Source organism: Sphingobium naphthae (genome assembly GCF_043589935.1).
GTDB classification, from domain to species: Bacteria; Pseudomonadota; Alphaproteobacteria; order Sphingomonadales; family Sphingomonadaceae; genus Sphingobium; species Sphingobium naphthae_A.
This window is the reverse complement of sequence record NZ_CP171454.1, coordinates 2,787,143-2,813,644: the sequence shown is the minus strand read 5'-3', so window position 1 is coordinate 2,813,644 and position 26,502 is coordinate 2,787,143. Positions and strand designations below refer to the sequence as shown.

The window sequence follows — 26,502 nt, the reverse complement described above, 5'->3', positions numbered from 1 at the left end:
ACTGGGGCGGTCTTCCCGCATCACCCCCTGCAAGTTTCGCCAGCAGGAAAGCGCCTCAGTCCGACGGCATAACGTTCAGGCTGGAGCAAGCATGGCGCGCGCAATCCTGTCGCATGCCCTTTGCCTTTTCTCTTGCCGGCGCGATCCTGCCCGTGCTGCTGATGCTGTCACCCCTGGCGGTGATGGCGACGCGGGACTGCGGCGCGTGGACGGCGCTGGCCAAAGCGGAGGGCTCCGCCAGGAACACTCCCTGCGGCCGCATCCTGCCGCCGCGCATGTAGACGGGGCATATTGCGGCGCACCGCAGCCGCTGCTAATTCCGCTTCCCATGATCCAGCCGCCCGAAATCATCCGAGTCTCCAAGCCCCGCGTGTCCTGTGACGGTTCGGGGGATATTCCCGCCGCGCTCGGCCACCCGCGCGTGTTCCTGGAAATCGACGAGCATGGCTATGTCGATTGCGGCTATTGCGACCGTCGCTTCGTGCTGATCGGCGGCGTCGCGGACACGCCCGACGTCGCCACGAAGCCGGACATCGCATCGGGCGCCAGCCTCTAAAGCTTTTCTGTTGGGATCGAGCCGGCGCGCGCCTATATCAGGCGGATGACCGATACCGCATCCCTGTTCACCGACGCCCGCGGCCTTCTCTACCGTCCCGGCCTGCTCGATCCCGATGGCGCGCGCCGCCTGACCGCGCAGGCACTCAGCCAGTGCGACGACGGCGAACTCTATCTGCAATATCGTGCCAGCGAGAGCTTTGGCTTCGACGACGGGCGACTGAAGACCGCCGACTATTCGACCGATGCGGGCTTTGGCCTGCGCGGCGTGTCGGGCGAGATGACCGGCTTTGCTCATGCCAATGATTTGAGCGAAGCGGCGATTGCAAAGGCGGCGCAGACGCTCACCCTGCTCGATCCCGCCAAGGGACAGCCCGCTCCGCCCCCGCAGCGCACCAATCGCCATCTCTATACCGACGCCAATCCGCTCGAAATCGTGCCCTTCGCCGAGAAGGTCGCGCTGTGCGCCGAGATCGACGCCGCCGCCCGCGCGCGCGATCCGCGCGTGGCCCAAGTATCGGTGAGCCTGGCGGGCAGCTGGTCGGTGGTCGAGATCGTCCGCGCCGACGGGTTCACCGCGACCGATGTTCGCCCGCTGGTGCGGCTCAACGTCTCCATCATCCTGGAGGAAAATGGTCGCCGTGAAACCGGCGTGTTCGGCATCGGCGGCCGCTATCTCTACGACCAGGTGATGGACAAGGCGGTGTGGAACCGCGCGATCGACGAGGCGCTGGCGCAAGCGCGCGTCAACATGCGATCGGTCGCGGCGCCCGCCGGCGAAATGACGGTGCTGCTGGGCCCGGGCTGGCCCGGCGTCCTGGTGCACGAAGCGATCGGCCATGGGCTGGAAGGCGATTTCAACCGCAAGGGGACCAGCGCCTTTTCCGGTCGCATCGGCGAGCGAGTCGCCGCGCCGGGCGTCACCGTGGTCGACGATGGCAGCATCATGGACCGGCGCGGTTCGCTGTCGATCGACGACGAAGGGACGCCGACGCAGGAAAACATCCTGATCGAGGACGGCATCCTGCGCGGCTATATGCAGGATCGGCTGAATGCTCGGCTGATGGGCGTCGCGCCCACCGGCAATGGTCGCCGCGAAAGCTACGCCCATGCCCCCATGCCGCGCATGACCAACACCTTCATCAAGGGTGGCCAGGATGACCCCGCAGAGATGCTGGGCGGCATGAAGAGCGGGATCTTCGCCAAGAGCTTCGGCGGCGGGCAGGTCGACATTGTGTCCGGCAAGTTCGTCTTTTCCTGCACCGAGGCCTATAAGGTCGAGAATGGCAAGCTGGGCGACCCGATCAAGGGCGCGACGCTGATCGGCGATGGGCCGACCGCGCTCACCAAGGTGATCGGCGTCGGCAATGACTGGGCGCTGGATGAAGGCATCGGCATGTGCGGCAAGGGCGGGCAGAGCGTGCCGGCCGGTGTCGGCCAGCCAACACTGCTGATGGAAGGGCTGACGGTAGGCGGCACCGCCGCCTGACGAGCGGTTTTCCGCCGGGACTGCGCCCGACGGAGCCCTCGGCCCCTCGAATGGCGGAACCAGAGCCGCGGTTCTTCATTGGTTCTGCATGAACATGCTGACCGACAGCCATGACGCCGTTACCGCCGACTGGGCGGCCGCCCTGCTCGATTTCTGGTTCAACCAGGTCGGGGAAAGCGGATGGTGGAGCCATGACCCAGCGCTGGATCAGCGCTGCCTGGCCGAATATAAGGCATTGTGGAGGGAAAAGCAGGCGCTTCCCGCCGAGACCTTTCTCGATCGCGCGGATGACGCGCTGGCGGCGGTGCTGCTGTTCGATCAGTTGCCGCGCAACATGTTCCGAGGAACGGGGCAGGCCTTCGATACCGATGCGCTGGCGCGCGACATCGCGCGCGGCGCCATCGCCCATGGTTATGACATCCAGATCGGTGGCGCCGGGCGGCTGTTCTTCTACATGCCCTTCCAGCATAGCGAGGCGCTGGAGGATCAGGAGATGGCGGTGACCCTGATCGAGGGCACGGGCGACGCAGACGCGATCGACTTCGCGCGCCAGCATCACGCCATGATCCAGCGCTTCGGCCGCTTTCCACATCGCAATGCCGCGCTGGGCCGCGAAACGCTGCTCGAAGAGGCCGAGGCGGTGGCGGAAGGCAGCGACTGGTAGGAAGCATGCCCATTTTTTGAGCAGGAGCGCCAGGCTGCCCATTTTTTCGGCGGCCGGACGAGCGACGCCTGGCAGTAAAGGCCCGTTAATGGGTCTTTAGCGTTTTGGCACGGCTCTTGCTGATCGTTCCCTGCACACCATCCACAGGGGGCGACATGAAACTTGTCATGGCTATCATCAAGCCGTTCAAGCTTGACGATGTCCGCGAGGCACTGTCCTCGCTCGGCATCGCCGGCATGACGGTCAGCGAAGTGAAGGGCTTTGGTCGCCAGAAGGGCCAGACCGAAATCTATCGCGGCGCCGAATATTCCACGAACATGGTTCCCAAGATCAAGATCGAGGTGGTCTGCGACGACGACCTTGCGCCGCGCGTCGTGGAAGCGACCCAGGCGGCCGCCAATTCGGGCGCCATCGGCGATGGCAAGATCTTCGTCCTTGATGTCGGGCAGGCCGTGCGCATCCGCACCGGCGAGACCGGCGAAACCGCGCTGTAAGAAGGGGGGAATGATGAGCTTTTCCAAGAAATTCTGCGGCGTGGCGGGGGCTGGCGCCCTGTCGCTGTTCGCCGCGCTGCCCGCATGGGCGCAGGAGGCGGCCGCCGCCGCGCCGACACCCGACAAGGGCGACACCGCCTGGATGATGATGTCGACCATCCTGGTGCTGGCGATGATCCTGCCGGGCCTCGCCCTCTTCTACGGCGGTCTGGTTCGCACCAAGAATATGCTGTCGGTCATGACGCAGATCGGCGCCGCCACCTGCTTCGCCATGCTGATCTGGGTCATCTACGGCTACAGCCTGGCCTTCGCCGGTCCCAGCAACGGCTTCATTTCGGACCTGTCCAAGCTGTTCCTGGCCGGCATCACGCCGGATTCGACCGCTGCGACCTTCACCGATGGCGTCGTCATCCCCGAATATGTGTTCGTCTGCTTCCAGATGACCTTTGCGGCAATCACCGTCTCGCTGGTGCTGGGCTCGGTTGTCGAGCGCATCAAATTTTCGGCGGTGATGGTCTTCGCGCTGGTCTGGCTGACCATCGTCTATTTCCCCGTCGCGCATATGGTGTGGGCGGCCGGCGGTCTCTTCTTCGAAATGGGTGCGCTGGATTTCGCCGGCGGCACCGTGGTGCACATCAACGCCGGCGTGTCGGCGCTGGTCGCCTGCCTCATCCTCGGCAAGCGCATCGGCTATCCCAAGGAGCCCATGCCCCCGCACAGCCTGACGCTGACCGCGGTCGGCACCGGCCTGCTGTGGGTCGGCTGGTTCGGCTTCAACGCCGGCTCCGCGCTGGAAGCCAATGGCTCGGCCGCGCTCGCGATGATCAACACCTTCGTCGCCACCGCTTCGGCCGGTCTGTTCTGGATGCTCGCCGAGCGGCTGAACGGGCACAAGGGATCGGCGCTGGGCTTCTGCTCGGGCATCATCGCCGGCCTGGTCGCGGTGACCCCGGCGGCCGGCAATTCGGGGCCGTTCGGCGCGATCGTGCTGGGCGCCGTCGCCTCCATCATCTGCTTCTACGCCGTCACCGTCCTCAAGCCGAAGCTTGGCTATGACGACAGCCTGGACGCCTTCGGCATCCATGGCATCGGCGGCATGATCGGCGCGATCGGCACCGGCATCGTCTATTCGCCGGCGCTTGGCGGCCCGGGCGGCGACGACTTCGCCATCGGCAGCCAGGTCGTGACGCAGCTGCTGGCCACCGTCACCACCATCATCTGGGCCGCGATCGGCACCGCCATCGCCATCTACATCGCCAAGGCCGTCACTGGCCTGCGGGTCAGCCAGGAGGTCGAATATGAAGGCCTCGACCTCGGCGAACATGGCGAGCGCGCCTACAACCCGTAAGTTTTCACCGATCTGGCCGGGCGGCCAAGCCTTTCAGTCAGGCCGTCGCCCCGCCTTCCGATGTTCCTCCTGCGAACATGCCTGGGTCGATGCGCAAGCATCGGCCCTTTTTTTGCCGAGCGAATCGAGCTTTGCGCGGGCCGTCAGTCGCGGGGACGAGTCCAGAGCGCCGGCGAACGAGGCGCGTCCGCCGGCCAGCGGCGGGCGCGGCCGATGACCTGCAGCCCCGCGCGCGCGACCCAGGCGATCTTGTCGCGCCGGGGCGTCACGACGCGATGGTCCCAGGCATGGTCGCCGCACCGGGCGACTTCCCGCGCGATGTCGCCATAAATGCCCGCCGCGGCGAGCACCGCCCAGGCCGCGCGCGGCGGCAATGCGCCGGTGCCATGGCGCGCGCTCTGCTCATAGGCGGCGGCCATGTCCGCCAGTCGCCGCGCCAGTCTGGAGAGCCGCGGACGCACCCACGGCTTCATATGCTCGCCGGGCGGCATGTCCATTTCAACCAGCCATTCGACCGGCAGATAGCAGCGATCGGCGGCTTCATCTTCGCAAATGTCGCGGGCGATATTGGCGAGCTGAAAGGCCAGGCCCAGGTCGCATGCGCGATCGAGCGTCGCCTGGTCGTCGGGATCGACGCCCATCAGCACCGCCATCATGCAGCCGACCGCGCCGGCGACATGATAGCAATAGCGCAGCATGTCATCCTGACTGCGGGGCCGCCAGTCGCGCGCGTCCAGCGCGAAGCCCTCGATCAGGTCTTGGGCGTAACGCGCCGGTATGCGGCATTCGCGCATGACCACCCCGAAGCCGTCAAAGGCCGGATCGCCGGTGGGCTCGCCTCGCAGCGCCCGGTCGGTCAGCACCCGCATTTCCGACAGGCGCGCCTGCGCATCGGGCACGCTGCGCATCGCGCCGCCATGATCCTGCCCATCGGCGATGTCGTCGCATTTGCGGCACCAGGCATAGAGCAGCCAGGCGCGCTCCCGAGTCACGGGATCGAACAGCTTGGACGCCATGGCGAAGGATTTCGACCCGCGCGCGATGCTGTCGCGCGCATGAGTGACAAGGGCAGCGCGGTCTAATCCCCCCCTCCCGCTTGCGGGAGGGGCCGGGGGAGGGCCTGTTAAGTCCATGAAGCGGACATGCCCTCCCCTCACCCCGCCCGCAAGCGGGCGGGGAATATTATTTCAAAGCCGCGCCGCCTTCATGGCGAAGATGGTCTCATGCGGCTGATAGGCGGCCATGGCGTCGAGCAGCGCGTCGATGGCGTCCGCATGCAGCAGGATGCCGGCATGCTGCGGGCGGATGAAGCCCGCCTGCACCATCTGCCGGTTGAAGCCGATCAGCTGGTCGTAGAAGCCGGCGACGTTGAGCAGGCCGACCGGCTTTTCATGATAGCCAAGCTGCGCCCAGCTGATCGCTTCCCACAGCTCGTCCATCGTACCGACGCCGCCGGGCAGCGTCACGAAGCCGTCGGACAGGTCGGTGAAGAGCTGCTTGCGCTGATGCATGGTCTGGACGACGTGCAATTGCGTGCAGCCGCGATGCGCGACTTCCGCGCCGACCAGGGCTTCGGGGATCACGCCAATGACTTCGCCGCCCGCCTCCAGCGCCGCGTCCGCCACCGCGCCCATCAGGCCCAGGCGCCCGCCGCCATAGACGACGCCGATGCCGCGCTGCGCGAGGGTGCGGCCGACATGGCGCGCGGCGTCGATATAGGTAAGGTCGGCCGGCGTCGCCGAGCCACAATAGACTGCCAGTCTCTTCATTTACATCCTGCCCAGATCATCCAGCATCAACGCCGCGGTCGCCTTGGCGCTGCCCACCACGCCGGGAATGCCCGCGCCGGGATGGGTGCCGGCCCCTACCAGATAGAGATTGGGAATGACATCGTCGCGATTATGCGCCCGAAACCAGGCGCTCTGCGTCAGCAGCGGCTCCAGGCTGAAGGCGCTGCCCATATGGGCGGCGAGATCGCGGCCGAAGTCGCGGGGGGTGTAGTGGAACTGCGTCACGATGCGCGAGCGTATGTCGGGGATCAGCCGATGCTGGATCTCGTCCAATATGCGTTCGGCATAGACCGGGGCGAACCGATCCCAATCGATCGGCAGCTTGCCCATGTGCGGCACCGGGGCGAGCGCATAGAAGGTCGAATGGCCGTCCGGCGCCATCGACGGGTCGGTGACGGTCGGGTGGTGGAGGTAGAGCGAGAAATCCTGCGGCAGCACGCCATGATCATAAATGTCGGTCAGCAGCCCTTCATAGCGCGGGCCGAACAGGATCATATGGTGCGGAATACCCGGCCAGCTGCCCTTGATGCCGAAATGCAGGACGAAGAGGCTGGGCGACCAGCGCTTGGCGGCCAGCTTTTCGCCCTGCTTTTGCCCACGCGGATGCTGGCCGAGCAGGTCGCGATAGCTGTGCATCAGGTCCGCGTTGGAGGCGACGGCGTCGGCCTCCCCCCGCCAGCCCGAGGCGGTGTGGACGGCGGTGGCCTTGTCGCCATAGGTTTCGATCCGCGTCACCGCGTCGCCCAGACGCAGGGTGCCGCCGAGCCGTTCAAAGTGCGTCGCCATGCCCTGCACCAGCCGGTTGGTGCCGCCGCGCGCGAACCAGACGCCGCCATCCTTTTCGAGCTTGTGGATCAGCGCATAGATGGCGCTGGTCTTCATCGGATTGCCGCCAACCAGCAGCGTGTGGAAGGACAGCGCCTCGCGCAGCTTCTCATTCTTCACAAAGGAGGCGACGACCGAATAGACCGAGCGCCAGGCCTGATGCTTGGCGAGCGCCGGCGCGGCGCGCACCATGGAGGCGAAATCGAGGAAGGCGACATGGCCGAGCTTGCGATAGCCCTCTTCATACACGCCGGCGGCATAGTCGCAGAAACGCTCATAGCCCGCGACATCGCCGGGATCGAGCCGGGCGATCTCCGCGCGCAGCGCGGCTTCATTGTTGGAATAATCGAAATTGGTGCCGTCGCGCCAGTTGAGCCGATAGAAGGGCGAGACCGGCATCAGCGTCACGTCCTGCGCCATGTCGTGGCCCGACAGGCGCCACAGCTCGGCCAGACAGTCGGGATCGGTGATGACGGTGGGACCGGCGTCGAAGGTGAAGCCGTCCCGTTCCCACATATAGGCGCGGCCGCCGGGACGATCGCGCGCTTCGACCAGCGTGGTGTGGACGCCGGCGGATTGCAGGCGAATGGCGAGCGCCAGGCCGCCAAAGCCCGCGCCGATGACGATTGCGCTTCTGGCCATCAGCCGGGCGGGTTCAGCAAGGTTCGCATGGCGCTCCTTATGGGGACCGGGGGCTTGCCGCACAAGATGCGGATGCGGTCGGCCAGTGTCGATCGGCCGGCGTAGAAGCGCTGGATGAGGGCGGGATCGAGGCCGTAAAAGCGGGAAAAGATGCGCCAACGCTCCGGCGGCGGGGCGGCGCCAAACAGCATCTTGCCCAGCATCCGGTAATAACCGCCCTGCCGCCAATGAGCCCGCGCATGGGCGCGCGTGGCGGCGGGCAGGCCGTCGAGCGGCTGGCGCGCCAGCCAGAGCGCGAATCGCACCGCGTCGGGCAGCGAATAGCCGGTCATCGGCTGAAACAGGCCCGCGCGCACGCCGGCGCGGGCGACGGGATCGCTGGCCGCCCAGTAAAGGTCGAAGTCGCCGCCATGGACCACGGGCAGCACGCCCTGTTCGCGATGCACGCTGTGCGCGCGCCAGCCCCTTGCGGCCGCATAGGCGGCGATGCGGTCGTCCAGCGCGGCGCCGTCCAGATCGGGCGTATCGCTGTAATAAGTGTCCTCGACGAAGATGGTGTGATCGTCCCAGGGGAGGAGATAGACGAAGCGGTAGCCGTCCAGCTGTTCGACGCTGGCGTCCATGATGACGGGGCGCTCGACGCCATGGGACGCATCGCAGCGCAGGGCGTGGCCGACGAATTTCTGCCAGCCGCAATGAAGCGCCGACAGGTCGCCGAGACCGCGCGCATCGAGCACCGCTTGTGCGCGAATGCTGCGGCCATCGGCTAGCGTCACCCGGTCGGGCGCAAGCGCGGCGACATCCACGCCGGTCAGCAGGCGATCCCCCAGGACGGAACGAAGATGGACAGCGAAAGCGACAGATGTGACGCTGTTATACGGTGTCGGCAGGTCGCGGCGATAGCCGGGGAAGATCACGGCATGTCCCTGCGGCCAGCGATGGGCGATGAGCGGTTCCACCAGCCAGCGATCCTGCGCCGCCACGTCGCCGTCGAAGAAGGACCAGATATGGTTGCCACCGGGCGCGTCGCCTCGCTCGACCAGCAGCAGCGACAGATCGGGCCGCAGCGCCGCCAGCGCGAGCGCGGCCAGGCCACCGGCCAGTCCGCCGCCGATTATCGCCAGGTCGCAGTGCATGTCGTTGCTCATCGGCCCTTGATAGAGGGTCGCACGGCAGGGCGATAGCATCGCCTGCGCAGCCTTGGCAGAAAGGCGATAATAGTATAGGGGGGTATGCTATGCATATTATCGCGGATCGAGAGAAACTGCTGGCGCGGGTCCGGCGGATCGCCGGCCAGGTCGCGGCGGTCGAGCGTCAGCTGGCGGGCGACGCCGGCTGTTCGGAGACGCTGCAACTGGTCGCTTCCGTGCGGGGGGCGGTGGGCAGCCTGATGGAAGAGCTGATCGAGCAGCATATGCGCGAGCATGTCGCGCGGCCCGGCATGACCGACGCCGCGCGCGCGGCCGCCGCCGAGGAGATGCTGGCGCTGATCCGGCGGTACGGGAAATGACGATGCACGATCCCCATCACGGGCACAGCCATCACCATGGTCATGGGCACGACCATGGGCATGACCATTCCCTTCCCGCCGCCACGCCCGGCGAGGCGGAGGAGAGCCATTATTTCGACCATATCTACCTGTCCGCCGGGCATGATCGCAATGCGCGGCGGACGCTGTGGGTGGTGTGGCTGACCGCGGCGACGATGCTGGTCGAAATCGGCTTTGGCTGGCTGACGGGATCGATGGCGCTGCTGGCGGACGGATTTCACATGGCGACCCATGCGGGCGCGCTGGCGGTGGCGGCCGCCGCCTACGGCTATGCGCGGCGGCACGCTCGCAACCCGCGCTACACGTTCGGCACGGGCAAGGTCGGCGACCTGTCGGGTTTCGCATCGGCGCTGCTGCTGGGCGTCACCGCCCTGTTCATCGCGATCGAATCGATCATGCGCTTCTTTGAGCCGATCGACGTGGCGTTCGGCGAAGCGACGCTGGTGGCGGTCATCGGCCTGGTCATCAACATCCTGAGCGCGCTGCTGCTGGGGCATGACCATAGCCATGGCGAGGGCGACGGGCACGGCCATGCCCATGCCGACAATAATCTGCGCGCCGCCTATGTGCATGTGTTGACCGACGCGCTGACGTCGGTGCTGGCGATCGCGGCGCTGCTCGCCGGGCGCTATCTGGGCTGGGGCTGGATGGACCCGGCGGTCGGGCTGCTGGGCGCGGTGGTGATCGCGCGCTGGTCCTGGGGGCTGATGCAGGACACCGCCGCGATCCTGCTCGACACCGCAGAGCCGGCACTGATGGCGCGGGTGCGACTGGAAGCGGAGGCCGAAGGCGCGACCATCCGCGACCTGCATGTCTGGCGCATCGGTCCCCATGCCCATGCCGCGATCCTGAGCCTGGCGCCAGGCGCCGACGGCGATGCGGTGCGCACGCGGATCCGCGCGCTGCCGCGGATGGAGCATGTGACGGTGGAGTGCGGCTGAAAGGCCGCGCGGCATGCGGCCTTATTGCGGCTTCAGCGCATCCATGATCTGGCGCACCGGGCTGATGTCATAGCCGGCGGCGGCGGCCTGCGCGGCGAGCACATCGGGATGATCGCCCGCCCGCGCGCGCGTGAGCGCCCACAGCAAGGTGCTGCGCGTGCCCGAGCGGCAATAGGCCAGCAGCTTGCCGTCTCCCGCCTGCTCCAGCGCCTGCGCCATGCCATCCAGCTGCCACGGCGCAAAGCCGCCATGCGCGACCGGAACGGCGATATAGTCGATCCCCGCCTTGAGCGCCGCCGCCTCGATCTGCGCACCGTTGACCTGGCCCGGCTCCTCATCATCGGGGCGGTTGTTGACGATCATCGTCACACCCTGCGCCTGCGCCTCCGCCACGTCATCGACGCTGATCTGCGGCGCCACAAGAATGCTATCGGTGAGCGAGCGGAACATGGACTTTCTCCTTCTGCCGCGAGCCATGCGCCGGGACGGGCGCGGATTCAAGAGTGGAACGCGCGCCTGGTTCTTACAGGAAGGGGCGGATCGCGGCGAGGAAGGCGTCGCCATAGGCATCGAGCTTCTTCTGGCCGATGCCGCTGATATGGCTCATTTCGCGGATGGTCGACGGGCGCTGCTCGGCCATTTCGCGCAGGGTGGAATCGTGGAAGATGACATAGGGCGGCACCCCGCTCTCCTGCGCCAGTTCGCGGCGGCACGCGCGCAGGGCGTCGAACAGCGGATCGCCGACGGGGTTGGCGTCCGCGCCGTTGCGGGCGTTGCGCCGCCCCCGCCGTTCGCGCCGGGGCGGCACCAGGATGCGCACTTCCGCCTCCCCGCGCAGGATCGGCCGCGCATTCGGGCCGAGCATCAACCCGCCATGCTCGGTCGTTTCCAGCGCGTCGCGGACCAGGAGCGCTCGCTGCACCGGACGCAGCAGCGCGGTTTCATCGCCACTGACGATGCCGTGGACCGAAATGCGGTCATGGCCGCGCTCGCGCACCTTGTCGTTGGGCGCGGCGGTCAGCACCGCTTCGATATGCCCCGCGCCAAAGCTCTGGCCAGTGCGATAGACAGCGGAGAGATATTTGCGCGCGGTTTCCGTCGCATCGACGCTGGCGGGGGGCGAGAGGCAATTGTCGCAATTGCCGCAGGTCGGCGGCGGGTCCTCGCCGAAATGGCGCAGCAGGATCGCGCGGCGGCAAGTCGCCGTTTCGACCAGCGCGCCAAGTGCGGCGATGCGAGCGCGCTCGCCCTGCTGGCGCGCCGGCTCCAGTTCGGCGATGCGCATCCGGGCGCGGGCGAAATCCTCCGCGCCCCAGAAGAGGTGCGCGACCGCCGGTTCGCCGTCGCGCCCGGCGCGGCCCGATTCCTGATAATAGCCCTCGATCGACTTGGGGAGGCCCGCATGGGCGACGAAGCGCACGTCGGGCTTGTCGATCCCCATGCCGAAGGCGACGGTGGCGACCATCACCATATCCTCGCTGGCGATGAAGGCGGCCTGGTTGGCGGCGCGCTGGGCCGGGTCCATGCCGGCATGATAAGCGCGCACGGCGCGGCCGCCCCGCCCCAGCGTCTCGGCCAGTTTCTCGGTCGCGGCGCGAGTCTGGGCATAGACGACGCCGGGCCCGGGATGCTGGCCGAGCATATCGGCGAGCTGGCGCGTCAGCCCTTCGCGAGGATGCACGGCATAGCGGATATTGGGTCGGTCGAAGCCCGAGATGATGAGGCCGTCTTCGGGAATGCCCAGCTGCACCAGAATGTCCCGCCGCGTATGCGCGTCGGCGGTCGCGGTGAGCGCCAGGCGCGGCACATCCGGAAATTCGTCCAGCAGCGGGCGCAGCAGCCGATAGTCGGGGCGGAAATCATGGCCCCATTCGGATACGCAATGGGCTTCATCGATGGCGAAGAGCGCGATCTTCGCCGCGCGCAGCAGGGCGCGAAACCCCTCCCCGCTCGCGCGTTCGGGCGCGACGTAGAGAAGATCGAGTTCGCCCTGGCGCAGGCGATCCTGCGTCTCGCGCCAGTCGGCGTCGACGCTGGTGAGGCTTGCAGCGCGCAGGCCCACTGCATTGGCGGCGCGAAGCTGATCATGCATGAGGGCGATGAGCGGCGAGACGACGATGCAGCAGCCGTCAAGCGCGGCGGCGGGAAGTTGGTAGCAAAGCGACTTGCCCGCGCCCGTAGGCATGATGGCCAGCGTCGGCCGGCCCGCCATGACGCGGCCGACCACCTGTTCCTGCACACCGCGGAATGCGGTGAAGCCGAAGATATCGTGCAGAAGCGTGGGAATGTCGCGCGCCATCGGGCGGCCTTAGCGACTGGCGCGCGGCGGGGCTAGGGTGGTCGGGCAGAAGCTGTGTTCTGGGCGCAGGCTCGAAGGCGCCAGGCCGCGCCCGCCCGAGTCAGCCGTGCATCGCGACCCAGGCGACGGCCAGGGCAATGGCCAGCACGAAGGCGATGATCATGTAGATGCCGAGGGTGCGCGTGGCGGTTTTCGGCGTCTTTTCGGTATGATGGGGCATGACGGCTTTCCTGTTATCAATAGGGGGCCAACGCGGCAGCGCGCGACATGATCCACGGTCGAAACAGGATCGGCAGGTCAGCCGGCTGGATCGAGCAGGCAGCCCCAGCCGGGTTTGAAGCGCGCGGTGCGGGCGGCGAGCAGCGGGACGCTGGCCTTGACGGCGCGCTCGTCCGGCACGTCGGTCAGCTTGACGAGCGCCATGCCCGGTTCCTTGTCATCGGCGCAACTGCCCATGGCCCGTCCTTCGACATAGCGGCAGGAGCAGCCGATGCGCGCGCCATAGGCGGCGCCCAGGCGCGCGCGCGCGCTGAGCGTCGTCCAGTTCCAGGCGAGCAGGCCCAGAAGCATGAGGACGATCAATGCCGCCCCGATCCACCATTTCCGTCGAACCGCCATGGCCCTTTCCCGCGCCTGCCTGTAAGGGCGCCGGCTTATGCAGATCGAAAGCCGAATCGTAAAGCGCCTTGGCATCGGCGCGGGCCTTGTCGCGTTGATCCTGGCGGGCAGCCTGGCCGGACGCGCCGCCCCCCAGGCCGAGCCGCTTTACGCCGTCGCGGACGATGCCATCGTGAGCGAAAGCGCGCTGCGCGCCGCGATCGACCCGCTGTTCGAGGAAGACGTGATGGGCCAGACCCGCGCGCTGCTGGTCCTGCGCGACGGCGCGGTGGTCGCCGAACGCTACGCGCCGGGTTTCGGCCCCGACACGAAATTGCTGTCCTGGTCGATGGCCAAGAGCGTGACCGGCGTGCTGGTGGGGCTGATGGTCGCGGACGGGCGGCTGGCGCTGGATGCGCCGGTGCCGGTGCCGGCGTGGAGCCAGCCGGGCGATCCGCGCGGCACGATCACGCTGCGCCAGTTGCTGACGATGAGTTCGGGCATCGACCATGTCGAGGATGGCGAGCCGGTGACGGCGGGCGACACGGTGCGGATGCTGTTCCAGGACGGCGCGCGGGACATGGCCGCCTATGCCGAAGCGAAGCCGCTGGCGCGAGCGCCGGGCGAAAGCTTCGCCTATTCGACGGGCAGCACGATGATCCTGTCGGACCTGATGACGCGGATGCTGACCAACAGCGAGGCGCCGGACGTGCGCCGGCGCGCGATGCAGACATTCATCGAAGGACGGTTGAAGGCGCCGGGCAACCTGCCGAGCCTGACGCCCGAATATGATGCGCATGGCACGATGATCGGCGGCAGCTTCCTGCACATGACCGCGCGCGACTATGGCCGCTTCGGCGAATTGCTGCGCCGGCGCGGCCGCACCCCGGCGGGACACCAGATCCTGCCGGAAAAATGGATCGACCTCATGACCACGCCGTCGCGGCGCAACCCGGCCTATGGGCTGCATATCTGGCTGAACCGCCCAAGCGACGTCAGTGCGCTGATGCCCGGCCAGGCGCCCGAGAGCCTGTTCGGCTGCGTCGGGCATAATGGGCAATATATCCTGATTTCGCCGTCGCAGCGGCTGACCGTGGTGCGCATCGGCATGTCGCCGCGCAAGGAGCAGCGCCGCGCGGTGCGCGCGGGGCTGGCGCGGCTGATGGGGCTGTTCCCGGGCTAGAGCAGGAAACGCCCCTCGATCACCGTGCGGCATGCGCCGGTGAGGAGGACGCGGTCGCCGTCGAGCGCACAGCCGATCCGGCCCCCGCGGGCGGACGCCTGCACCGCGCTGATGCGCGTCCTGCCGAGCCGCTCCGCCCAGAAGGGGGTGAGCAGGCAATGGGCCGATCCGGTCACCGGATCCTCGTCCACCCCGCCGCCGGGGACGAAGACGCGGCTGACGATGTCGCTGTCCGCGCCCGGCGCGGTGGCGATCAGCATGATGTCGCCCTGAGCCCGCAGCGCGGCGAAATCGGGCGTCAGCGCGCGCACGGCGGCTTCGTCGGGGAAGAGGAAGAGGCTGTAGCCGCCGTCGCGCCAATGCGATTCCAGCGCCGCACCGCCCAGGCCCTGGGCAAGATCGGGCAGATCGCGCGGCGCCATCGCCCAGGCCGGCAGCGAGAGGGCATAGCCCTCCCCCGCGCGTGACACGGTGAGCACGCCGGCATGACGCGTGCGGAAGCGGACATGATCGCCCTGCATCAGCACATGGCCGCTCGCCAGCGTGGCATGGCCGCACAGCTTCACCTCCACCTGGGGCGTGAACCAGCGCAGCGCGAAATCGGCCTCCGGGTCATCGGGGGTGGCGACGGTGAAGGCGGTTTCGGAGAGGTTGTTTTCCTCGGCGATCGCCTGCAGCGTCGCGACGTCGAGCCAGGCGTCGAGCGGGATGACGGCGGCCGGGTTGCCGCTGAAGGGCGCGTTGGCGAAGGCGTCGACCTGAGTGAAGGGCAGGCTGGTCATGCGGGCATTCCTTTCGTTCGCGCTCTTCTGCCTTGCCCCGCGACGGCGGGACAGGGCCGGCCCGTCCGCAATGGCCGTTCAGCCCAGCAGCACCAGCGCGCCGCAGACGGCAAGGCCGACGATAATGTTGAGCGGCACGCCGATGCGCACGAAATCGGCGAAGCGATAGTCGCCCGCGGCATAGACGAGGGCATTGGTCTGGTAACCGATCGGCGTCGCGAAACAGGCGGACGCCCCGATCATCAGCGCGATCACCAGCGGCCGGGCATCGACCTGAAGCTGATGCGCCAGCGCGATCACGATGGGCGTCATGAGCGCCGCGACCGCATTGTTGCTGAGCAATTCCGACAGGATCAGCGCGGCGAAATAGACGATGAAGATCAACGCCCAGGGCGGCGCAACCTGCATCAGCGGCGTGATCCAGCCGACCATCATCGCGACGCTGCCGGCCTGTTCCAGCGCAACGCCGACCGCCAGCATGGCGAAGATCAGCACCAGCACATCGCCGTCGATCGCGCCCCAGGCTTCCTCCGCATCGATGCAGCGCGTCGCCAGGATCACGCCCACGGCAATGATGGCGGCCAGGCCGATGCCGATGACGTCGAAGGCTGAGAGCAGGATGACCAGCGCCATGGCGAGGATGGCGATCCACGCCTTGTTGCGGCGGAAGGCGCGGGTGCGGCTGATGTCGACGCCCATCAGGTTGGGATTGTCCCGCAGCGAACGCATCGCATCGTCGCTGCCCGCGATCAGCAGCCGATCGGCGCCGCGGATGCGCGCTTCGGCGAGAGTAGGCCCGGGCAGATGCCGCGCGCGGTTGATGCCGATGATCCGGACGCGCAGCGCGTGGAGAAAGGGAATGTCGGCCAGACGCTCGCCGATGGAGGGGTGGCTGGGCGCGACCATGGCCTCGATCACTGTGCCTTCGCGGCCGGAGGTTTCGGAATCGGCGGCGATGCCGAGTTCGAAATGGCCCGATTCGCGCAGCGTCATGATCGCGGTGCCGTCGGCGCGGACGATCAGCCGGTCGCCGGCGTGCAATTCCTCCTCCGACAAGTCGCCGCGCCGGATTTCGCCCGCCCGCTTGAGGCCCAGCAGCGCCGCCGAGCGGCCGAACATGGTGAGCGCGCCGATCTTTCGACCGATATATTCGCTGTCATGCGACACGACCAATTCGGTGAGATAATCCTGGGCATTGCCGCCATCTTGACCGGAAATGGCGGGCGGGTCGCTTGGCAGCAGGAAAGACAAACCGACGAGCGCCGCCAGCCCCGCCACCGTTCCGGCGATGCCGAAGGGCGTGATGTCGAAGATGCCGAAGGGCGTCATCCCCTGGTCCGCCGCGATGCCTGCGACGATGAGGTTGGTCGATGTGCCGATGAGCGTGATGCAGCCGCCCAGGACGGCAACGATGCTGAGCGGCATCATCAGCTTCTTGAGCGGGACGCCCGTCACTTGCGACAATTTGAAGATGATCGGGATCAGCACGACCACGACCGGCGTGTTGTTGAGAAAGGCGGAGGCGAGCGTCGCGCCCAGCATGACTTCGACGATCGCGAGGCGCGGATGCTTTTCCGCTCGCTTCATCACGAAATCGGCGGCGCGGTTGATGGTGCCGGTGCGAATGAGCGCGCCCGCCAGCACGAACATCGCACCGATGGTCAGCGGCGCGCTGTTGGAGAAAACGGAAAACAGCCCCTTTTCATCGAGCAGCCCCAGCGCGGCATAGGCGCAGGCGCCCAGCACGGACACCACCGTGGGCGAATAGCGTTCGCGGACAAACTCCACGAACATCAGCGCAAGGATGACGAGGCCGATTTCCGCGCGATAGACACCCAAAAGCGCGGACATGAAATGCATCTGGCGGTGGCCCCCTGGAACGCTCGAACCTGCGTTTTAGCCACCGACAACGAAATGGGCCAGCCATGGTTGCATGGCTGGCCCGTGTCGCGGCGTTCAGGGGACGCTTTGACCGTCAATCCGCGCTTTTTCATCGCAGCGTTTTCCAGGAAAAACGCATGGATGCGCAGTGACGCTCCCCAGGCTTACGCGCTGCCGCACGCCCTCCCGCGGGCGTTGGATGTCATCCTAGCGTAACAGAGGCGAGTCGTCCTGCCCGAAGCACGCATTCGGCGCGCGATTGGCGCGCTTCGGCGCGTCAGTCGGCCGCGCGGTCGCCGCACTGGGCGCGGTGGAGCAGCTTCTGGTCGGCCAGGACCAGCGCCATCATCGCTTCCACCACCGGCACGCCGCGGATGCCGACGCACGGATCGTGCCGGCCCTTGGTGATGATCTGCGAGGCTTCCCCTTCGCGGGTCACCGTGTCGACGGGGATGAGGATGGAACTGGTGGGCTTGAAGGCGACGCGCAGCTTGATCGGCTGGCCGGTCGAAATGCCGCCGGCGATGCCGCCCGCATGATTGGCCAGGAAGGTCGGACCATCGGCGCCCGGGCGCATCGGATCGGCATTCTGCTCGCCGCGCAGGCGCGCGGCGGCAAAGCCATCGCCAATCTCCACGCCCTTGACCGCGTTGATGCTCATCATCGCGGCGGCCAGTTCGCTGTCGAGCTTGGCATAGAGCGGCGCGCCCCAGCCGGCGGGCACGCCCGCGGCCACGCATTCGACGACAGCGCCGAGCGATGAGCCGTGCAGCCGCGCGTCATCGACCAGCTTTTCCCAGCGCTGGGCTGCCTGCGCGTCGGGGCAGAAGAACGGGTTTTCGGCGATCTGGGCGGGATCGAAATTCGCATGGTCGATTCCGTCGCCGCCGATTTCGCTGACATAGGCGAAGATATCGACGTCGGGGATGACGGCGCGCGCCACAGCGCCGGCCGCCACGCGGCTGGCGGTTTCGCGCGCTGACGACCGGCCGCCGCCGCGATAGTCGCGAAAGCCATATTTGGCGTCATAGGCATAGTCGGCATGGCCGGGGCGATACGCCTTGGCGACGTCAGAATAATCCTTTGAGCGCTGGTCGGTATTGTCGATCATCAGGCTGATCGGCGTGCCGGTCGTGCGCCCTTCGAACACGCCGGAGAGGATGCGCACGGCGTCGGGCTCGCGCCGCTGAGTGGTGAATTTGGATGTGCCGGGCTTGCGCAGGTCGAGCCAGGGCTGAATGTCCGCCTCGCTCAGCGCCAGGCCGGGCGGGCAGCCATCGACCACCGCGCCGATGGCAGGCCCATGGCTTTCACCCCAGGTGGTGAAGCGGAACACGCGACCGAAACTGTTGAAACTCATTGCCCCCTCTCCCCTTGAGGGAGAGGGAGGGACCCGCTCGGCGGAGCCGAGTGGGAGGGTGAGGGGTTTCCACGCGCCGTCATCAAAATCGTCTCCAACACCCCGTCCAGATTATGCATCACATCCGCATTGCAGAAGCGCAGCACATGGAAGCCTGCCCCTCGCAAAACCTGCGACCGATGCTGATCGGCTGCTTCCCTAGCGGCATGACTATCACCGTCAACTTCAATGACCAGCTTGAGGTCGGCGGCATAAAAATCCGCGATGTAAGCACATAGCCAGACTTGGCGATGGAATTTGATCCCGCCGAGCTGCCGGTTGCGCAGCTTAGCCCAGAGCCTTTTTTCCGGTTGAGTCGGATCGCGACGCAAGGCGCGAACCCTCATCAGGGACTCTGGCCGGTCAGGATCGGGTCGTCGCATTGCCCCCTCACCTTCCCACCGCTTCGCGGCGGGCCCCTCCCTCTCCCCCGAGGGGAGAGGGGATCTGGATTCACTTGTCCAGCGCGATGTCCGGGGCGTCTTCGGCCTTCATGCCGATGACATTGTAGCCGGCATCGACATGATGAATTTCGCCGGTCACGCCAGCCGCCAGGTCGGACAGGAGATAGAGGCCCGCGCCGCCCACATCCTCGATCGTCACGTTGCGGCGTAGCGGCGAGTTCAGCTCGTTCCATTTGAGGATGTAGCGGAAATCGCCGATGCCGCTGGCGGCGAGCGTCTTGATCGGGCCGGCGGAGATGGCGTTGACCCGGATGTTTTCGGGACCCAGGTCCATCGCCAGATATTTGACGCTGGTTTCCAGCGCCGCCTTGGCCACGCCCATGACGTTATAATGCGGAATGACCTTTTCCGCGCCATAATAGCTGAGCGTCAGGATGCTGCCGCCATTGGGCATCAGCGCGCGGGCACGCTTGGTAACGGCGACGAAGCTGTAGGCCGATACGTTCATGGTCAGCAGGAAATTGTCGAGGCTGGTGTCGACATAGAGGCCGCGCAGCTCATTCTTGTCTGAAAAGCCGATCGCGTGGACGACGAAGTCGAGCCCGCCCCAGCGGTTTTCGATTTCCGCGAAGGCGGCGTCGAGCTTGTCCATGTCGGTGACGTCGCAATCGATCAGGAAGTCGGAGCCGACTTGCTCGGCGAGCGGCCGCACGCGCTTGGCCAGCGCATCGCCCTGATAGGAGAAGGCGAGTTCCGCGCCCTGGGCGTGCAACTGCTTGGCGATGCCCCAGGCCAGCGACTTGTCGTTGGCCAGCCCCATGATGAGGCCGCGCTTTCCTGTCATCAAGCCTGTCATATCGTCGTTCCGTTCCCTTTGTCCTGCGCAGTCGCGTCAGCCTCCTCTTCGGGAAATTCCGCCAGCGCCGCGTTCAATTCGGCGCCAATTACCACGCCGAGCCCCACGAGAAAGAAAAAAATGAGCGTGATCATGACGCCTGCAAGGCTGCCATAGGTACGCCCATAGCCGCCCAGCAGCGACAAGGTGGGCGGCAGCAGCAACACCGTTCCATACCACCAGAGCGCGGTCGCGATCGCGCCCGGCCATTTGGGAAAGCAGCGATCCTTGTAAGCCGTGGGGGTCAGCGCGACATAGAGCGACCAGAGGGCGACGCACAAGATGCCCATCGGCACCAGCCGGGCGGAGGCGACGAGCGCGATCGCCTCGTCCGCCCAGGGCAGGATGCGGTGCAGGAACTGGTCGACGCCGGTGATCACGATCTGAAGCGAGAAGGCGAACATGACCGCGAAGACGCTGACCAAGGTGATGCCGATCGCGCCGAGGCGGTAGCGCCAGAAGGGCTTGGTGCTCCGCGTGCCATAGGCGCGGCGCAATATGTCGCGGATCGTTTCTATCAGGCTGCCGACGGTCCACAGCCCGACCAGCCCGCCCAGCCAGAGCAACGGTCCGCTGCGCGCGGTCAGGACGTCGCTGATCGGCTGTCGCACCACATCGGCGACGCCCGGCGGCACGGTATAGAGGAAGGCATTGACCGCAGCGACGCCGTCCTGCGTGCGGCCGAATATGCTCGCCACCGCCGCCGCGACGATGAAGAAGGGGAACAGCGTCAGCAGCGACAGATAGGCAAGATTGCCGGCGTGAATGAAGCCGTCGCTATAGGTGCCGATGGCCACACGCTTGGCGACTTCGAACAGATGCGATCCGGGGCGGACCCGGTCGATCTGCCGATGGAAATGCGCCCGCGCCTCCCGCGCCATCTGGCGACGCTGCTCGGGCGACAGGGGCGAGGGCATCGGCATGCGCGGTCAGCGACGCGTCGCAACGGGCGGACGCGGATCGCCGCCGCTCCGCCGCGGCGGGCGCAAGCGCTGCGCCGCGCCGGGCATTACACCCCCAGCGACGCGCGCACCGCGCGGTTGTCGGTCCAGCCTTCGACAAAGGCGGCGAGCGCCGGATCGTCGGCGGGCAGATCGATCTGGAGCGTCACCAGCTGGTCGCCGCGGCGGCCATCCTTGCCGGAAAAGCCCTTGCCGCGCAGGCGCAGCGTCTTGCCAGAGGACGCGCCGGCCGGGACGCCCAGCATGACAGGGCCGTCAACGGTCGGCACCTTGACCTTGCCGCCCTTCACCGCCTCATCCAAGGTGATCGGCAGGTCGAGCAGCACATTGTCGCCGTCGCGCGTGAAGAAGGGATGCGGCTTCACCTCGATCGTGACGATCGCGTCGCCCGCGCCGCCCGGCCCCGCCTGCCCCTTGCCCGACAGGCGCATCTGCGTGCCGGTTTCCACGCCGGCGGGCAGCTTGAGGTCGATGGTCTTGCCATCCTGCAGCGTGATGCGCTGGGGCGCCAGTGTCGCGGCGTCGGTGAACTGCACCGCCAACCTATAGGCGACATTGGCGCCCTTCTGCGGCGGGGCCTGCCGGCCAAAGCCGCCGCCAAAGCCCGCCCCGCCACCGGCCCGGCGGCCCGCGCCCCCGAACAGCCCTTCGAAAATATCGCCGAAATCCGCGCTGCCCTCGCCAAAGTCGAAATGGGCGGACTGGCCGCCCGCACCGCCGCGAAAGCCCCCATTGCCCCCGCCGCCAAAACCGAAGGGCGCGGTGGGATTGCCCTCCGCGTCGATCTCGCCCCGGTCGAAGCGCGCGCGCTTGTCCTTGTCGGACAGAAGATCATAGGCGTTGGTCGCGGCGGAAAATTTCTCCGCCGCTTGGGGATTGTCCTTGTTCCGGTCGGGATGCAGTTGCTTGGCCAGCTTGCGATAGGCGGACTTGATCTCCGCCTCGCTGGCGCTGCGGGCTACGCCCAGAGTGGAATAGGGATCGGCCATTCATCCTACCTGTTGCAAAAAAGCATCACTTGACACCTATGTGGACGATGCTGGGCGCACATTCAAGACGCGGATGCAGCCCATGTCCATTGGTAGCGCCCATATCGACAGGCTGCGATCGCCTGCCTAGAAGAAGCGCATGACCGACCCCTTCGCCCTGTTCGACGCCTGGTATGCCGAGGCCCGCGAAACCGAGATCAATGACAGCAACGCCATGGCGCTGGCCACGGCGGACGCGCGCGGACGCCCGTCGGTGCGGATGGTGCTGCTGAAAGGACATGGGCGGGACGGCTTCATCTTCTACACCAATTTCGAGGGGCGCAAGGCCAGCGAACTGCTGGACAATCCCCATGCCGCCCTGCTGTTCCACTGGAAGTCGCTGCGCCGTCAGATCCGCGTCGAGGGCGCGATCGGCGCGGTCGATGACGCGACCGCCGACGCCTATTTCGCGAGCCGCAGCCGCGACAGTCAGCTGGGCGCCTGGGCGTCCGACCAGTCCCGCCCCCTGCCCGACCGGCAAGTCTTCATGGACCGGTTCGAGGAGGTGAGCGCCCGTTTCGAAGGCGGCCCGGTGCCGCGCCCGCCGCATTGGTCGGGCTTTCGCGTCACGCCCGAACGCATCGAATTCTGGCAGGATCGCGCGCATCGCCTGCATGAACGCCGCCTGTTCGAGCGCGATGGCGACGCTTGGCGCGAAGGGCTGCTCTATCCCTGACAAATGCCGTTAGCGCCTGACCGAGCGGAAAAAGCGGGCGCGGAAAGACGGCCCTGCTTCGTCTTCCCTCATGCGACTGGACGCGCGCAATTGCCGCGCGGCCATGCGCCTGTTAGGTGTCTGCGCCTGACAGACGTAAAATAAGGCGGGGGCGCGCTCGCGGGCGGCCTTAGAGGAATTTGATGCGAAACAGACTGACGGCGTTCATCCTCATCGGCATGGTCGCGGGGGTGCTGACCGGCTTCGTGGCCAATCTCTGGGTGGGAGGCGATGAAGCCACGGCGAAGGATGTGGCCGGCTATTTCCACCTGCTCGCCGACATCTTCCTCCACCTCATCAAGATGATCATCGCGCCGCTGGTCTTTTCCACGCTGGTCGCGGGCATCGCCCACATGGGCGACAGCGCCGCGCTGGGCCGGATCGGCGGGCGGGCGCTCGCCTGGTTCATCATCGCGAGCCTCATTTCGCTGAGCCTGGGCCTTCTTTTCGTCAATTTCTTCGAGCCGGGCGCGGGGCTGAACCTGGTGCGATCGGGCGTCGATGCGGGCGTCAGCACCGAAGGGCTCAATTTCCGCGACTTCGTCCTCCACATCTTCCCGACGTCCATGATCGGCGCGATGGCGGAAAATTCGATCCTGCAGATCGTCGTCTTCTCGCTATTCGTGGGCGTCGCGCTGACCGCGATCGGCGACAAGGGCAAGCCGATCGTCACGGTGATCGAGGCGATGGTCGAGCTAATGCTGCAAGTGACGGGCTATGTCATGCGCGTCGCCCCGCTTGCGGTGTTCGGCGCGCTCGCCTCCTCCGTCACGGTGCAGGGGCTGGGCGTGCTGCGGACCTATGGCGCGCTGGTCGGCGAATTCTACATCGCCATCTTCTGCCTGTGGATCTTGCTGTTCCTGGCTGGATCGCTGTTCCTGGGCAAGCGGATGATCAAGCTGATCCGTTATGTTCGCGAACCGATCCTGATCGCCTTTTCCACCGCCTCGTCCGAGGCGGCCTATCCCAAGATGCTGGAGCAGCTCGACCGATTCGGCGTGCCGCGCCGCATCTACAGCTTCGTCCTGCCGCTGGGCTACAGCTTCAACCTCGACGGGTCGATGATGTATGCGACCTTCGCCACCATCTTCATCGCCCAGGCCTATGGCATCGACCTGCCGATCATGACGCAGATCACCATCCTGCTGGTGCTGATGGTGACGAGCAAGGGCATCGCCGCCGTGCCGCGCGCCAGCCTGGTCGTCGTGGCCGCGACGCTGAGCCAGTTCGACTTGCCGGTCGAAGGCATCGCCTTCATTCTGGCGGTTGATCATTTCATGGATATGGGGCGCACGGCGACCAACGTTCTGGGCAACGCCATCGCGACGGCGGTCATAACGAAATGGGAAGGCATGTTGGAGGTCGAGGAGCCCGACTATGTGCCCCATCCCAAGGCGCCGGCGCACACATCAGCCCATGGCCGCGCCGGGCTGGAACTGGCATCCGACATGGTGGACGAAGCGCGCAAGGGATAGGAAGGCGCTGCACGCCCGCCGCCCGGCGCACAGGCCAGGTGACGGGCGGCGCGATCACCACAACACGCCCTTGACCGGCTTGTGCGGCTCCGGCGCCGGGTCGCCGATTGCTTGCAGCAGGTCGATTTCGATCGTGCGGCACATCGCCGTCATCGGCACGTCATGCACGGTGTTGGCGAAGGGATCGGTCAGATCATCGCCGATGCGCAGCACCGCCATGAACATCAGTCCCGCCACTGTCGATCCGAGCGGGGTCGCAAGGCCCAGCGTCTCCACCAGCCCGATCGGCAGCGCGATGCAGAAAATGTGGGTGAAGATGGTCGGTAGGAAACGATATTGCACCGGCAGCGGCGTGTTCTTCAGGCGCTCCATGCCACCCTGGGCATTGGCGATGTCTACCAGCACGGCCTCCATTTGCGTCTGCTGGATGGTGTCGATCATGCCTTCGCGCCGGGCCATGTCGATCCGACGGCCGGTGCTGTCGAGCAGGCCATTGGCGGCATTGACGCGGGCCAGCGCCTTGCCCTTGTCCTGCTCCTCCAGGAACTTGGTGACATCTTCGCCGATGGGTTGACGACGCAGCTGGCAGCGCAGCGCGTTCACATAGGCGATCTGCCGCTTGACGATTTCCCGCTTCAGCTCGCGTGCCTGCGGATCGGGTAGGAAATTGCGCGTGGCACGCGCGATATTGCGGGACGCATTGATCATCGCGCCCCATAATATGCGCCCTTCCCACCAGCGCTGATAGGAACTGTTAGACCGAAAACCGAGGAACAACGCCAGTGCCGAGCCGAAGATGGTGAGCGGCAGCTCGGGCGCATGGAAGGGCAGCAGATAGTAAGTCGCCGTCACCGCGCAATCCCAGAAGAAGAGAGCGGTCAGCGGCTTCCATATTTCGGACGCAATGCGGCGCAAACTGGGAACGGGATCAACAATCATGAACGTCTCCGGCAATGAAAAGGCGCAACGCACTCCGCGGCGCAAATGCTCCGTCGATGTTATGGCGAAACGAAATGTCATGCATGCGGCAACCGCAGCAACATCGACACGTTAGTCCTGCACCATCCCCAGCGGAGCCGCCGCGTGACCAGCGACCTGAGCAGCAACAGGGCCGAAGAGCGCAGGAAGAAGGCGGCTCGCGCGCTGCAATGGCAGATGCTGGCCGGGTTCGTCATCGGGCTGACACTAGGCCTGGCGACCTATATCGCCGCGCCGGATGCCGCCTGGGTGGATCAGGTCACGCGCTATGTGACAGGCCCGGTCGGGCAGATATTCCTGCGCCTGCTGTTCATGCTGGTCATCCCGCTGCTGGTGTCCGCTCTGATCGTGGGCATCGCCGAAATGGGCGAGCTGCGCTCGCTGCAGCGCGTGGGCGTGCGGACGCTGCTGTACACGCTGGTCGTGTCGGGCATCGCCGTGGCGCTGAGCCTGCTGATCGTCAATCTGCTGCGCCCGGGCGCGGGCGTCGATCCGGCCGACGCGCAGGCCATGCTGGCCAATGCGGGCCAGGGCGCCCAGGCGATCCTGGCGCGCAGCGCCGGGACGCCGAGCGGCATGGATGCCTTCCTGCGGATCATCCCGGACAATGTCATCGGCGCGATGGCCGACAATGACATATTGGCCGTCATGGTCTTCGCCCTCTTCTTCGGCATCGGCCTGGTGCTGGTGCAGACGGAGCAGTCGCGCATCCTGCTGACCGCCATGGAAGGGTTGTTCGAGGTGACGATGCGCCTCATCGGCATCGTCATCCGCCTGGCGCCGATCGCCATCGCCTGTTTTATGTTCAACCTGGCGGCGCAGTTCGGCTGGGACCTGCTGGTGCGCCTGTCCGCCTATGTCGGCGTGGTGCTGCTGGCGCTGGGCATCCAGATGTTCGGCGTGTTTTCGCTGCTGCTGCTGTTCCTGGCGCGGCGATCGCCCTTGCGTTTCTTCGCGGCCGTGCAGGAAGCGACGGTCATGGCCTTCGCCACAGCATCGTCCAATGCGACGCTGCCGACCGCGCTGCGGGTGGCGGAGGACAATCTGCGCCTGCCCCGCCGCATTTCCCGCTTCGTCCTCACCATCGGCGCCACCGCCAACCAGAATGGCACGGCGATGTTCGAAGGCATCACCGTCATTTTCCTGGCGCAATTCTTCCATGTCGAGCTCAGCCTGACGCAGCAGGTGATGGTGATGCTGGTGTGCATATTGGGCGGGGTGGGCACGGCGGGCGTGCCGGCGGGGTCGCTGCCGGTGGTCGCGATGATCCTGGGGATGGTCGGCGTGCCCCCGGCCGGCATCGGGCTGGTGCTGGGCGTCGACCGCTTCCTCGACATGTGCCGCACGGCGCTCAACGTCACCGGCGACCTGGTGGCGGCGACAGTGATCGCGGCGGGGGAGAAGGACCCTCCCCCGGCCGCTACCTGAGCTTGGCGATCGACAGCCCGTCCTGCTTGGCGCGGGCCTTGACCGACTCCTCGCTGCGCGTGAGCGCCTTGGCGATGGCCTTCAGGGCCATTCCCTTCTTCGCAAGACTGTGCAGCTTCTGGATCTCGTCCGCGGTCCAGGGCTGCTTGTGCCGTTCGAAGCGTTCACCCGCCATGGCG

Annotated in this window: 28 protein-coding genes; 12 read left to right on the top strand and 16 right to left on the bottom strand. The window is 66.6% G+C overall.

From position 1 onward, the window contains the following. Positions 1–113 precede the first annotated feature (113 nt). The 6 genes from ACGGKE_RS13980 to ACGGKE_RS13955 all read left to right on the top strand — a co-directional run bounded on the left by ACGGKE_RS13980 (position 114) and on the right by ACGGKE_RS13955 (position 4,550). Positions 114–281 carry a hypothetical protein gene (locus ACGGKE_RS13980; protein ID WP_394438764.1) on the top strand — a complete coding sequence of 56 codons (168 nt, stop codon included), beginning with the start codon at positions 114–116 and terminating at the stop codon, positions 279–281. 47 nt (positions 282–328) lie between these two features. Continuing rightward, the gene (locus ACGGKE_RS13975; protein WP_228164728.1) at positions 329–556 is read left to right on the top strand and encodes a zinc-finger domain-containing protein; all 228 of its coding nucleotides are present in this window, start codon (positions 329–331) and stop codon (positions 554–556) included. Positions 557–601: 45 nt separating this feature from the next. Continuing rightward, positions 602–2,044 carry a metalloprotease TldD gene (tldD, locus tag ACGGKE_RS13970; protein ID WP_394438763.1) on the top strand — a complete coding sequence of 481 codons (1,443 nt, stop codon included), beginning with the start codon at positions 602–604 and terminating at the stop codon, positions 2,042–2,044. 88 nt (positions 2,045–2,132) lie between these two features. Continuing rightward, a complete protein-coding gene (locus tag ACGGKE_RS13965) occupies positions 2,133–2,708 on the top strand; it encodes a DUF924 family protein (RefSeq protein ID WP_394438762.1) in 576 nt (191 codons plus the stop codon). A gap of 155 nt (positions 2,709–2,863) precedes the next feature. After that, complete coding sequence (locus tag ACGGKE_RS13960; protein WP_004209785.1) at positions 2,864–3,202, top strand: P-II family nitrogen regulator; 339 nt, start codon at positions 2,864–2,866, stop codon at positions 3,200–3,202. A 13-nt stretch (positions 3,203–3,215) separates the two neighbouring features. Then, entirely contained in the window at positions 3,216–4,550 is a 1,335-nt protein-coding gene (locus ACGGKE_RS13955; protein WP_394442034.1) for an ammonium transporter, read from the top strand. A 143-nt stretch (positions 4,551–4,693) separates the two neighbouring features. Here the strand turns inward: ACGGKE_RS13955 and ACGGKE_RS13950 are convergent, their stop codons facing one another. Genes ACGGKE_RS13950 through crtY form a run of 4 tightly spaced genes read right to left on the bottom strand, consistent with a single transcriptional unit; the run spans position 4,694 to position 8,955 of the window. Then, on the bottom strand, positions 4,694–5,683 hold the full coding sequence (locus tag ACGGKE_RS13950; RefSeq protein ID WP_394438761.1) for a phytoene/squalene synthase family protein: 990 nt from the start codon (positions 5,681–5,683) through the stop codon (positions 4,694–4,696). 54 nt (positions 5,684–5,737) lie between these two features. Further along, a complete protein-coding gene (locus ACGGKE_RS13945; protein ID WP_394438760.1) occupies positions 5,738–6,319 on the bottom strand; it encodes a TIGR00730 family Rossman fold protein in 582 nt (193 codons plus the stop codon). Then, a complete protein-coding gene (locus ACGGKE_RS13940) occupies positions 6,320–7,807 on the bottom strand; it encodes a phytoene desaturase (RefSeq protein ID WP_394438759.1) in 1,488 nt (495 codons plus the stop codon). It lies immediately after the preceding gene. After that, entirely contained in the window at positions 7,807–8,955 is a 1,149-nt protein-coding gene (crtY, locus tag ACGGKE_RS13935) for a lycopene beta-cyclase CrtY (RefSeq protein WP_394438758.1), read from the bottom strand. Before crtY ends, ACGGKE_RS13940 begins: the two co-directional genes overlap by 1 nt. An 89-nt stretch (positions 8,956–9,044) precedes the next feature. Between crtY and ACGGKE_RS13930 the strand changes: the two genes are divergently transcribed. Next, positions 9,045–9,317 carry a metal/formaldehyde-sensitive transcriptional repressor gene (locus ACGGKE_RS13930; protein ID WP_228164735.1) on the top strand — a complete coding sequence of 91 codons (273 nt, stop codon included), beginning with the start codon at positions 9,045–9,047 and terminating at the stop codon, positions 9,315–9,317. After that, positions 9,314–10,297: a CDF family Co(II)/Ni(II) efflux transporter DmeF gene (gene dmeF, locus ACGGKE_RS13925; RefSeq protein WP_394438756.1), complete on the top strand. Its 984-nt coding sequence runs from the start codon at positions 9,314–9,316 to the stop codon at positions 10,295–10,297. The genes ACGGKE_RS13930 and dmeF overlap by 4 nt, the downstream gene beginning before the upstream one ends. A 21-nt stretch (positions 10,298–10,318) precedes the next feature. On the opposite strand, the gene ACGGKE_RS13920 is transcribed toward dmeF, so the two are convergent. From ACGGKE_RS13920 to ACGGKE_RS13910, 3 genes are all read right to left on the bottom strand, one after another. Then, on the bottom strand, positions 10,319–10,747 hold the full coding sequence (locus ACGGKE_RS13920; RefSeq protein WP_394438754.1) for a TIGR01244 family sulfur transferase: 429 nt from the start codon (positions 10,745–10,747) through the stop codon (positions 10,319–10,321). A gap of 73 nt (positions 10,748–10,820) precedes the next feature. Continuing rightward, positions 10,821–12,596 (bottom strand): DNA helicase RecQ, encoded by a 1,776-nt coding sequence (recQ, locus tag ACGGKE_RS13915; RefSeq protein WP_394438753.1) that lies wholly within the window; start codon positions 12,594–12,596, stop codon positions 10,821–10,823. Between the two features lie 297 nt (positions 12,597–12,893). Beyond that, the gene (locus ACGGKE_RS13910) at positions 12,894–13,214 is read right to left on the bottom strand and encodes a hypothetical protein (protein ID WP_394438752.1); all 321 of its coding nucleotides are present in this window, start codon (positions 13,212–13,214) and stop codon (positions 12,894–12,896) included. Positions 13,215–13,251: 37 nt separating this feature from the next. Here ACGGKE_RS13910 and ACGGKE_RS13905 point away from each other — a divergent pair, with 37 nt between their 5' ends. Continuing rightward, entirely contained in the window at positions 13,252–14,376 is a 1,125-nt protein-coding gene (locus tag ACGGKE_RS13905) for a serine hydrolase domain-containing protein (RefSeq protein WP_394438751.1), read from the top strand. Here ACGGKE_RS13905 and ACGGKE_RS13900 read toward each other — a convergent pair. The 7 genes from ACGGKE_RS13900 to ACGGKE_RS13870 all read right to left on the bottom strand — a co-directional run bounded on the left by ACGGKE_RS13900 (position 14,373) and on the right by ACGGKE_RS13870 (position 21,688). After that, a complete protein-coding gene (locus ACGGKE_RS13900) occupies positions 14,373–15,158 on the bottom strand; it encodes a PhzF family phenazine biosynthesis protein (protein WP_394438750.1) in 786 nt (261 codons plus the stop codon). The two genes, ACGGKE_RS13905 and ACGGKE_RS13900, sit on opposite strands and share 4 nt — an antisense overlap. A 78-nt stretch (positions 15,159–15,236) precedes the next feature. Continuing rightward, on the bottom strand, positions 15,237–17,018 hold the full coding sequence (locus ACGGKE_RS13895; protein WP_394438749.1) for an SLC13 family permease: 1,782 nt from the start codon (positions 17,016–17,018) through the stop codon (positions 15,237–15,239). Positions 17,019–17,316: 298 nt separating this feature from the next. Continuing rightward, the gene (gene aroC / locus ACGGKE_RS13890) at positions 17,317–18,399 is read right to left on the bottom strand and encodes a chorismate synthase (protein WP_394438748.1); all 1,083 of its coding nucleotides are present in this window, start codon (positions 18,397–18,399) and stop codon (positions 17,317–17,319) included. After that, positions 18,396–18,785 carry an endonuclease domain-containing protein gene (locus ACGGKE_RS13885; protein WP_394438747.1) on the bottom strand — a complete coding sequence of 130 codons (390 nt, stop codon included), beginning with the start codon at positions 18,783–18,785 and terminating at the stop codon, positions 18,396–18,398. Before ACGGKE_RS13885 ends, aroC begins: the two co-directional genes overlap by 4 nt. A 106-nt stretch (positions 18,786–18,891) precedes the next feature. After that, positions 18,892–19,698 (bottom strand): enoyl-ACP reductase FabI, encoded by an 807-nt coding sequence (gene fabI / locus ACGGKE_RS13880; RefSeq protein WP_394438745.1) that lies wholly within the window; start codon positions 19,696–19,698, stop codon positions 18,892–18,894. Further along, positions 19,695–20,660, bottom strand: a complete 966-nt coding sequence (locus tag ACGGKE_RS13875; protein WP_394438744.1) for a YihY/virulence factor BrkB family protein — start codon at positions 20,658–20,660, stop codon at positions 19,695–19,697. The genes fabI and ACGGKE_RS13875 overlap by 4 nt, the downstream gene beginning before the upstream one ends. Before the next feature lie 86 nt (positions 20,661–20,746). After that, the gene (locus tag ACGGKE_RS13870; RefSeq protein WP_394438743.1) at positions 20,747–21,688 is read right to left on the bottom strand and encodes a DnaJ C-terminal domain-containing protein; all 942 of its coding nucleotides are present in this window, start codon (positions 21,686–21,688) and stop codon (positions 20,747–20,749) included. Between the two features lie 139 nt (positions 21,689–21,827). Between ACGGKE_RS13870 and pdxH the strand changes: the two genes are divergently transcribed. Further along, positions 21,828–22,403 (top strand): pyridoxamine 5'-phosphate oxidase, encoded by a 576-nt coding sequence (gene pdxH / locus ACGGKE_RS13865; protein ID WP_394438742.1) that lies wholly within the window; start codon positions 21,828–21,830, stop codon positions 22,401–22,403. Positions 22,404–22,585: 182 nt separating this feature from the next. After that, a complete protein-coding gene (locus tag ACGGKE_RS13860) occupies positions 22,586–23,917 on the top strand; it encodes a dicarboxylate/amino acid:cation symporter (protein ID WP_394438740.1) in 1,332 nt (443 codons plus the stop codon). 54 nt (positions 23,918–23,971) lie between these two features. Here the strand turns inward: ACGGKE_RS13860 and ACGGKE_RS13855 are convergent, their stop codons facing one another. Then, positions 23,972–24,856: a bestrophin family protein gene (locus ACGGKE_RS13855; RefSeq protein ID WP_394438739.1), complete on the bottom strand. Its 885-nt coding sequence runs from the start codon at positions 24,854–24,856 to the stop codon at positions 23,972–23,974. A 216-nt stretch (positions 24,857–25,072) separates the two neighbouring features. Between ACGGKE_RS13855 and ACGGKE_RS13850 the strand changes: the two genes are divergently transcribed. After that, a complete protein-coding gene (locus tag ACGGKE_RS13850; RefSeq protein WP_394442031.1) occupies positions 25,073–26,323 on the top strand; it encodes a dicarboxylate/amino acid:cation symporter in 1,251 nt (416 codons plus the stop codon). Here the strand turns inward: ACGGKE_RS13850 and ACGGKE_RS13845 are convergent. Then, a complete protein-coding gene (locus ACGGKE_RS13845) occupies positions 26,316–26,498 on the bottom strand; it encodes a hypothetical protein (protein WP_228164751.1) in 183 nt (60 codons plus the stop codon). The genes ACGGKE_RS13850 and ACGGKE_RS13845 overlap by 8 nt on opposite strands. Positions 26,499–26,502 lie beyond the last annotated feature (4 nt).

What these genes read in the sequence shown, in the direction of transcription:
- ACGGKE_RS13980 (WP_394438764.1), top strand. Translation starts at nt 114, where the DNA reads ATGCCCTTTGCCTTTTCTCTTGCCGGCGCGATCCTGCCCGTGCTGCTG.
- ACGGKE_RS13975 (WP_228164728.1), top strand. Translation starts at nt 329, where the DNA reads ATGATCCAGCCGCCCGAAATCATCCGAGTCTCCAAGCCCCGCGTGTCC.
- tldD (WP_394438763.1), top strand. Translation starts at nt 602, where the DNA reads ATGACCGATACCGCATCCCTGTTCACCGACGCCCGCGGCCTTCTCTAC.
- ACGGKE_RS13965 (WP_394438762.1), top strand. Translation starts at nt 2,133, where the DNA reads ATGAACATGCTGACCGACAGCCATGACGCCGTTACCGCCGACTGGGCG.
- ACGGKE_RS13960 (WP_004209785.1), top strand. Translation starts at nt 2,864, where the DNA reads ATGAAACTTGTCATGGCTATCATCAAGCCGTTCAAGCTTGACGATGTC.
- ACGGKE_RS13955 (WP_394442034.1), top strand. Translation starts at nt 3,216, where the DNA reads ATGAGCTTTTCCAAGAAATTCTGCGGCGTGGCGGGGGCTGGCGCCCTG.
- ACGGKE_RS13950 (WP_394438761.1), bottom strand. Translation starts at nt 5,683, where the DNA reads ATGGACTTAACAGGCCCTCCCCCGGCCCCTCCCGCAAGCGGGAGGGGG.
- ACGGKE_RS13945 (WP_394438760.1), bottom strand. Translation starts at nt 6,319, where the DNA reads ATGAAGAGACTGGCAGTCTATTGTGGCTCGGCGACGCCGGCCGACCTT.
- ACGGKE_RS13940 (WP_394438759.1), bottom strand. Translation starts at nt 7,807, where the DNA reads ATGGCCAGAAGCGCAATCGTCATCGGCGCGGGCTTTGGCGGCCTGGCG.
- crtY (WP_394438758.1), bottom strand. Translation starts at nt 8,955, where the DNA reads ATGAGCAACGACATGCACTGCGACCTGGCGATAATCGGCGGCGGACTG.
- ACGGKE_RS13930 (WP_228164735.1), top strand. Translation starts at nt 9,045, where the DNA reads ATGCATATTATCGCGGATCGAGAGAAACTGCTGGCGCGGGTCCGGCGG.
- dmeF (WP_394438756.1), top strand. Translation starts at nt 9,314, where the DNA reads ATGACGATGCACGATCCCCATCACGGGCACAGCCATCACCATGGTCAT.
- ACGGKE_RS13920 (WP_394438754.1), bottom strand. Translation starts at nt 10,747, where the DNA reads ATGTTCCGCTCGCTCACCGATAGCATTCTTGTGGCGCCGCAGATCAGC.
- recQ (WP_394438753.1), bottom strand. Translation starts at nt 12,596, where the DNA reads ATGGCGCGCGACATTCCCACGCTTCTGCACGATATCTTCGGCTTCACC.
- ACGGKE_RS13910 (WP_394438752.1), bottom strand. Translation starts at nt 13,214, where the DNA reads ATGGCGGTTCGACGGAAATGGTGGATCGGGGCGGCATTGATCGTCCTC.
- ACGGKE_RS13905 (WP_394438751.1), top strand. Translation starts at nt 13,252, where the DNA reads ATGCAGATCGAAAGCCGAATCGTAAAGCGCCTTGGCATCGGCGCGGGC.
- ACGGKE_RS13900 (WP_394438750.1), bottom strand. Translation starts at nt 15,158, where the DNA reads ATGACCAGCCTGCCCTTCACTCAGGTCGACGCCTTCGCCAACGCGCCC.
- ACGGKE_RS13895 (WP_394438749.1), bottom strand. Translation starts at nt 17,018, where the DNA reads ATGCATTTCATGTCCGCGCTTTTGGGTGTCTATCGCGCGGAAATCGGC.
- aroC (WP_394438748.1), bottom strand. Translation starts at nt 18,399, where the DNA reads ATGAGTTTCAACAGTTTCGGTCGCGTGTTCCGCTTCACCACCTGGGGT.
- ACGGKE_RS13885 (WP_394438747.1), bottom strand. Translation starts at nt 18,785, where the DNA reads ATGAGGGTTCGCGCCTTGCGTCGCGATCCGACTCAACCGGAAAAAAGG.
- fabI (WP_394438745.1), bottom strand. Translation starts at nt 19,698, where the DNA reads ATGACAGGCTTGATGACAGGAAAGCGCGGCCTCATCATGGGGCTGGCC.
- ACGGKE_RS13875 (WP_394438744.1), bottom strand. Translation starts at nt 20,660, where the DNA reads ATGCCGATGCCCTCGCCCCTGTCGCCCGAGCAGCGTCGCCAGATGGCG.
- ACGGKE_RS13870 (WP_394438743.1), bottom strand. Translation starts at nt 21,688, where the DNA reads ATGGCCGATCCCTATTCCACTCTGGGCGTAGCCCGCAGCGCCAGCGAG.
- pdxH (WP_394438742.1), top strand. Translation starts at nt 21,828, where the DNA reads ATGACCGACCCCTTCGCCCTGTTCGACGCCTGGTATGCCGAGGCCCGC.
- ACGGKE_RS13860 (WP_394438740.1), top strand. Translation starts at nt 22,586, where the DNA reads ATGCGAAACAGACTGACGGCGTTCATCCTCATCGGCATGGTCGCGGGG.
- ACGGKE_RS13855 (WP_394438739.1), bottom strand. Translation starts at nt 24,856, where the DNA reads ATGATTGTTGATCCCGTTCCCAGTTTGCGCCGCATTGCGTCCGAAATA.
- ACGGKE_RS13850 (WP_394442031.1), top strand. Translation starts at nt 25,073, where the DNA reads ATGCTGGCCGGGTTCGTCATCGGGCTGACACTAGGCCTGGCGACCTAT.
- ACGGKE_RS13845 (WP_228164751.1), bottom strand. Translation starts at nt 26,498, where the DNA reads ATGGCGGGTGAACGCTTCGAACGGCACAAGCAGCCCTGGACCGCGGAC.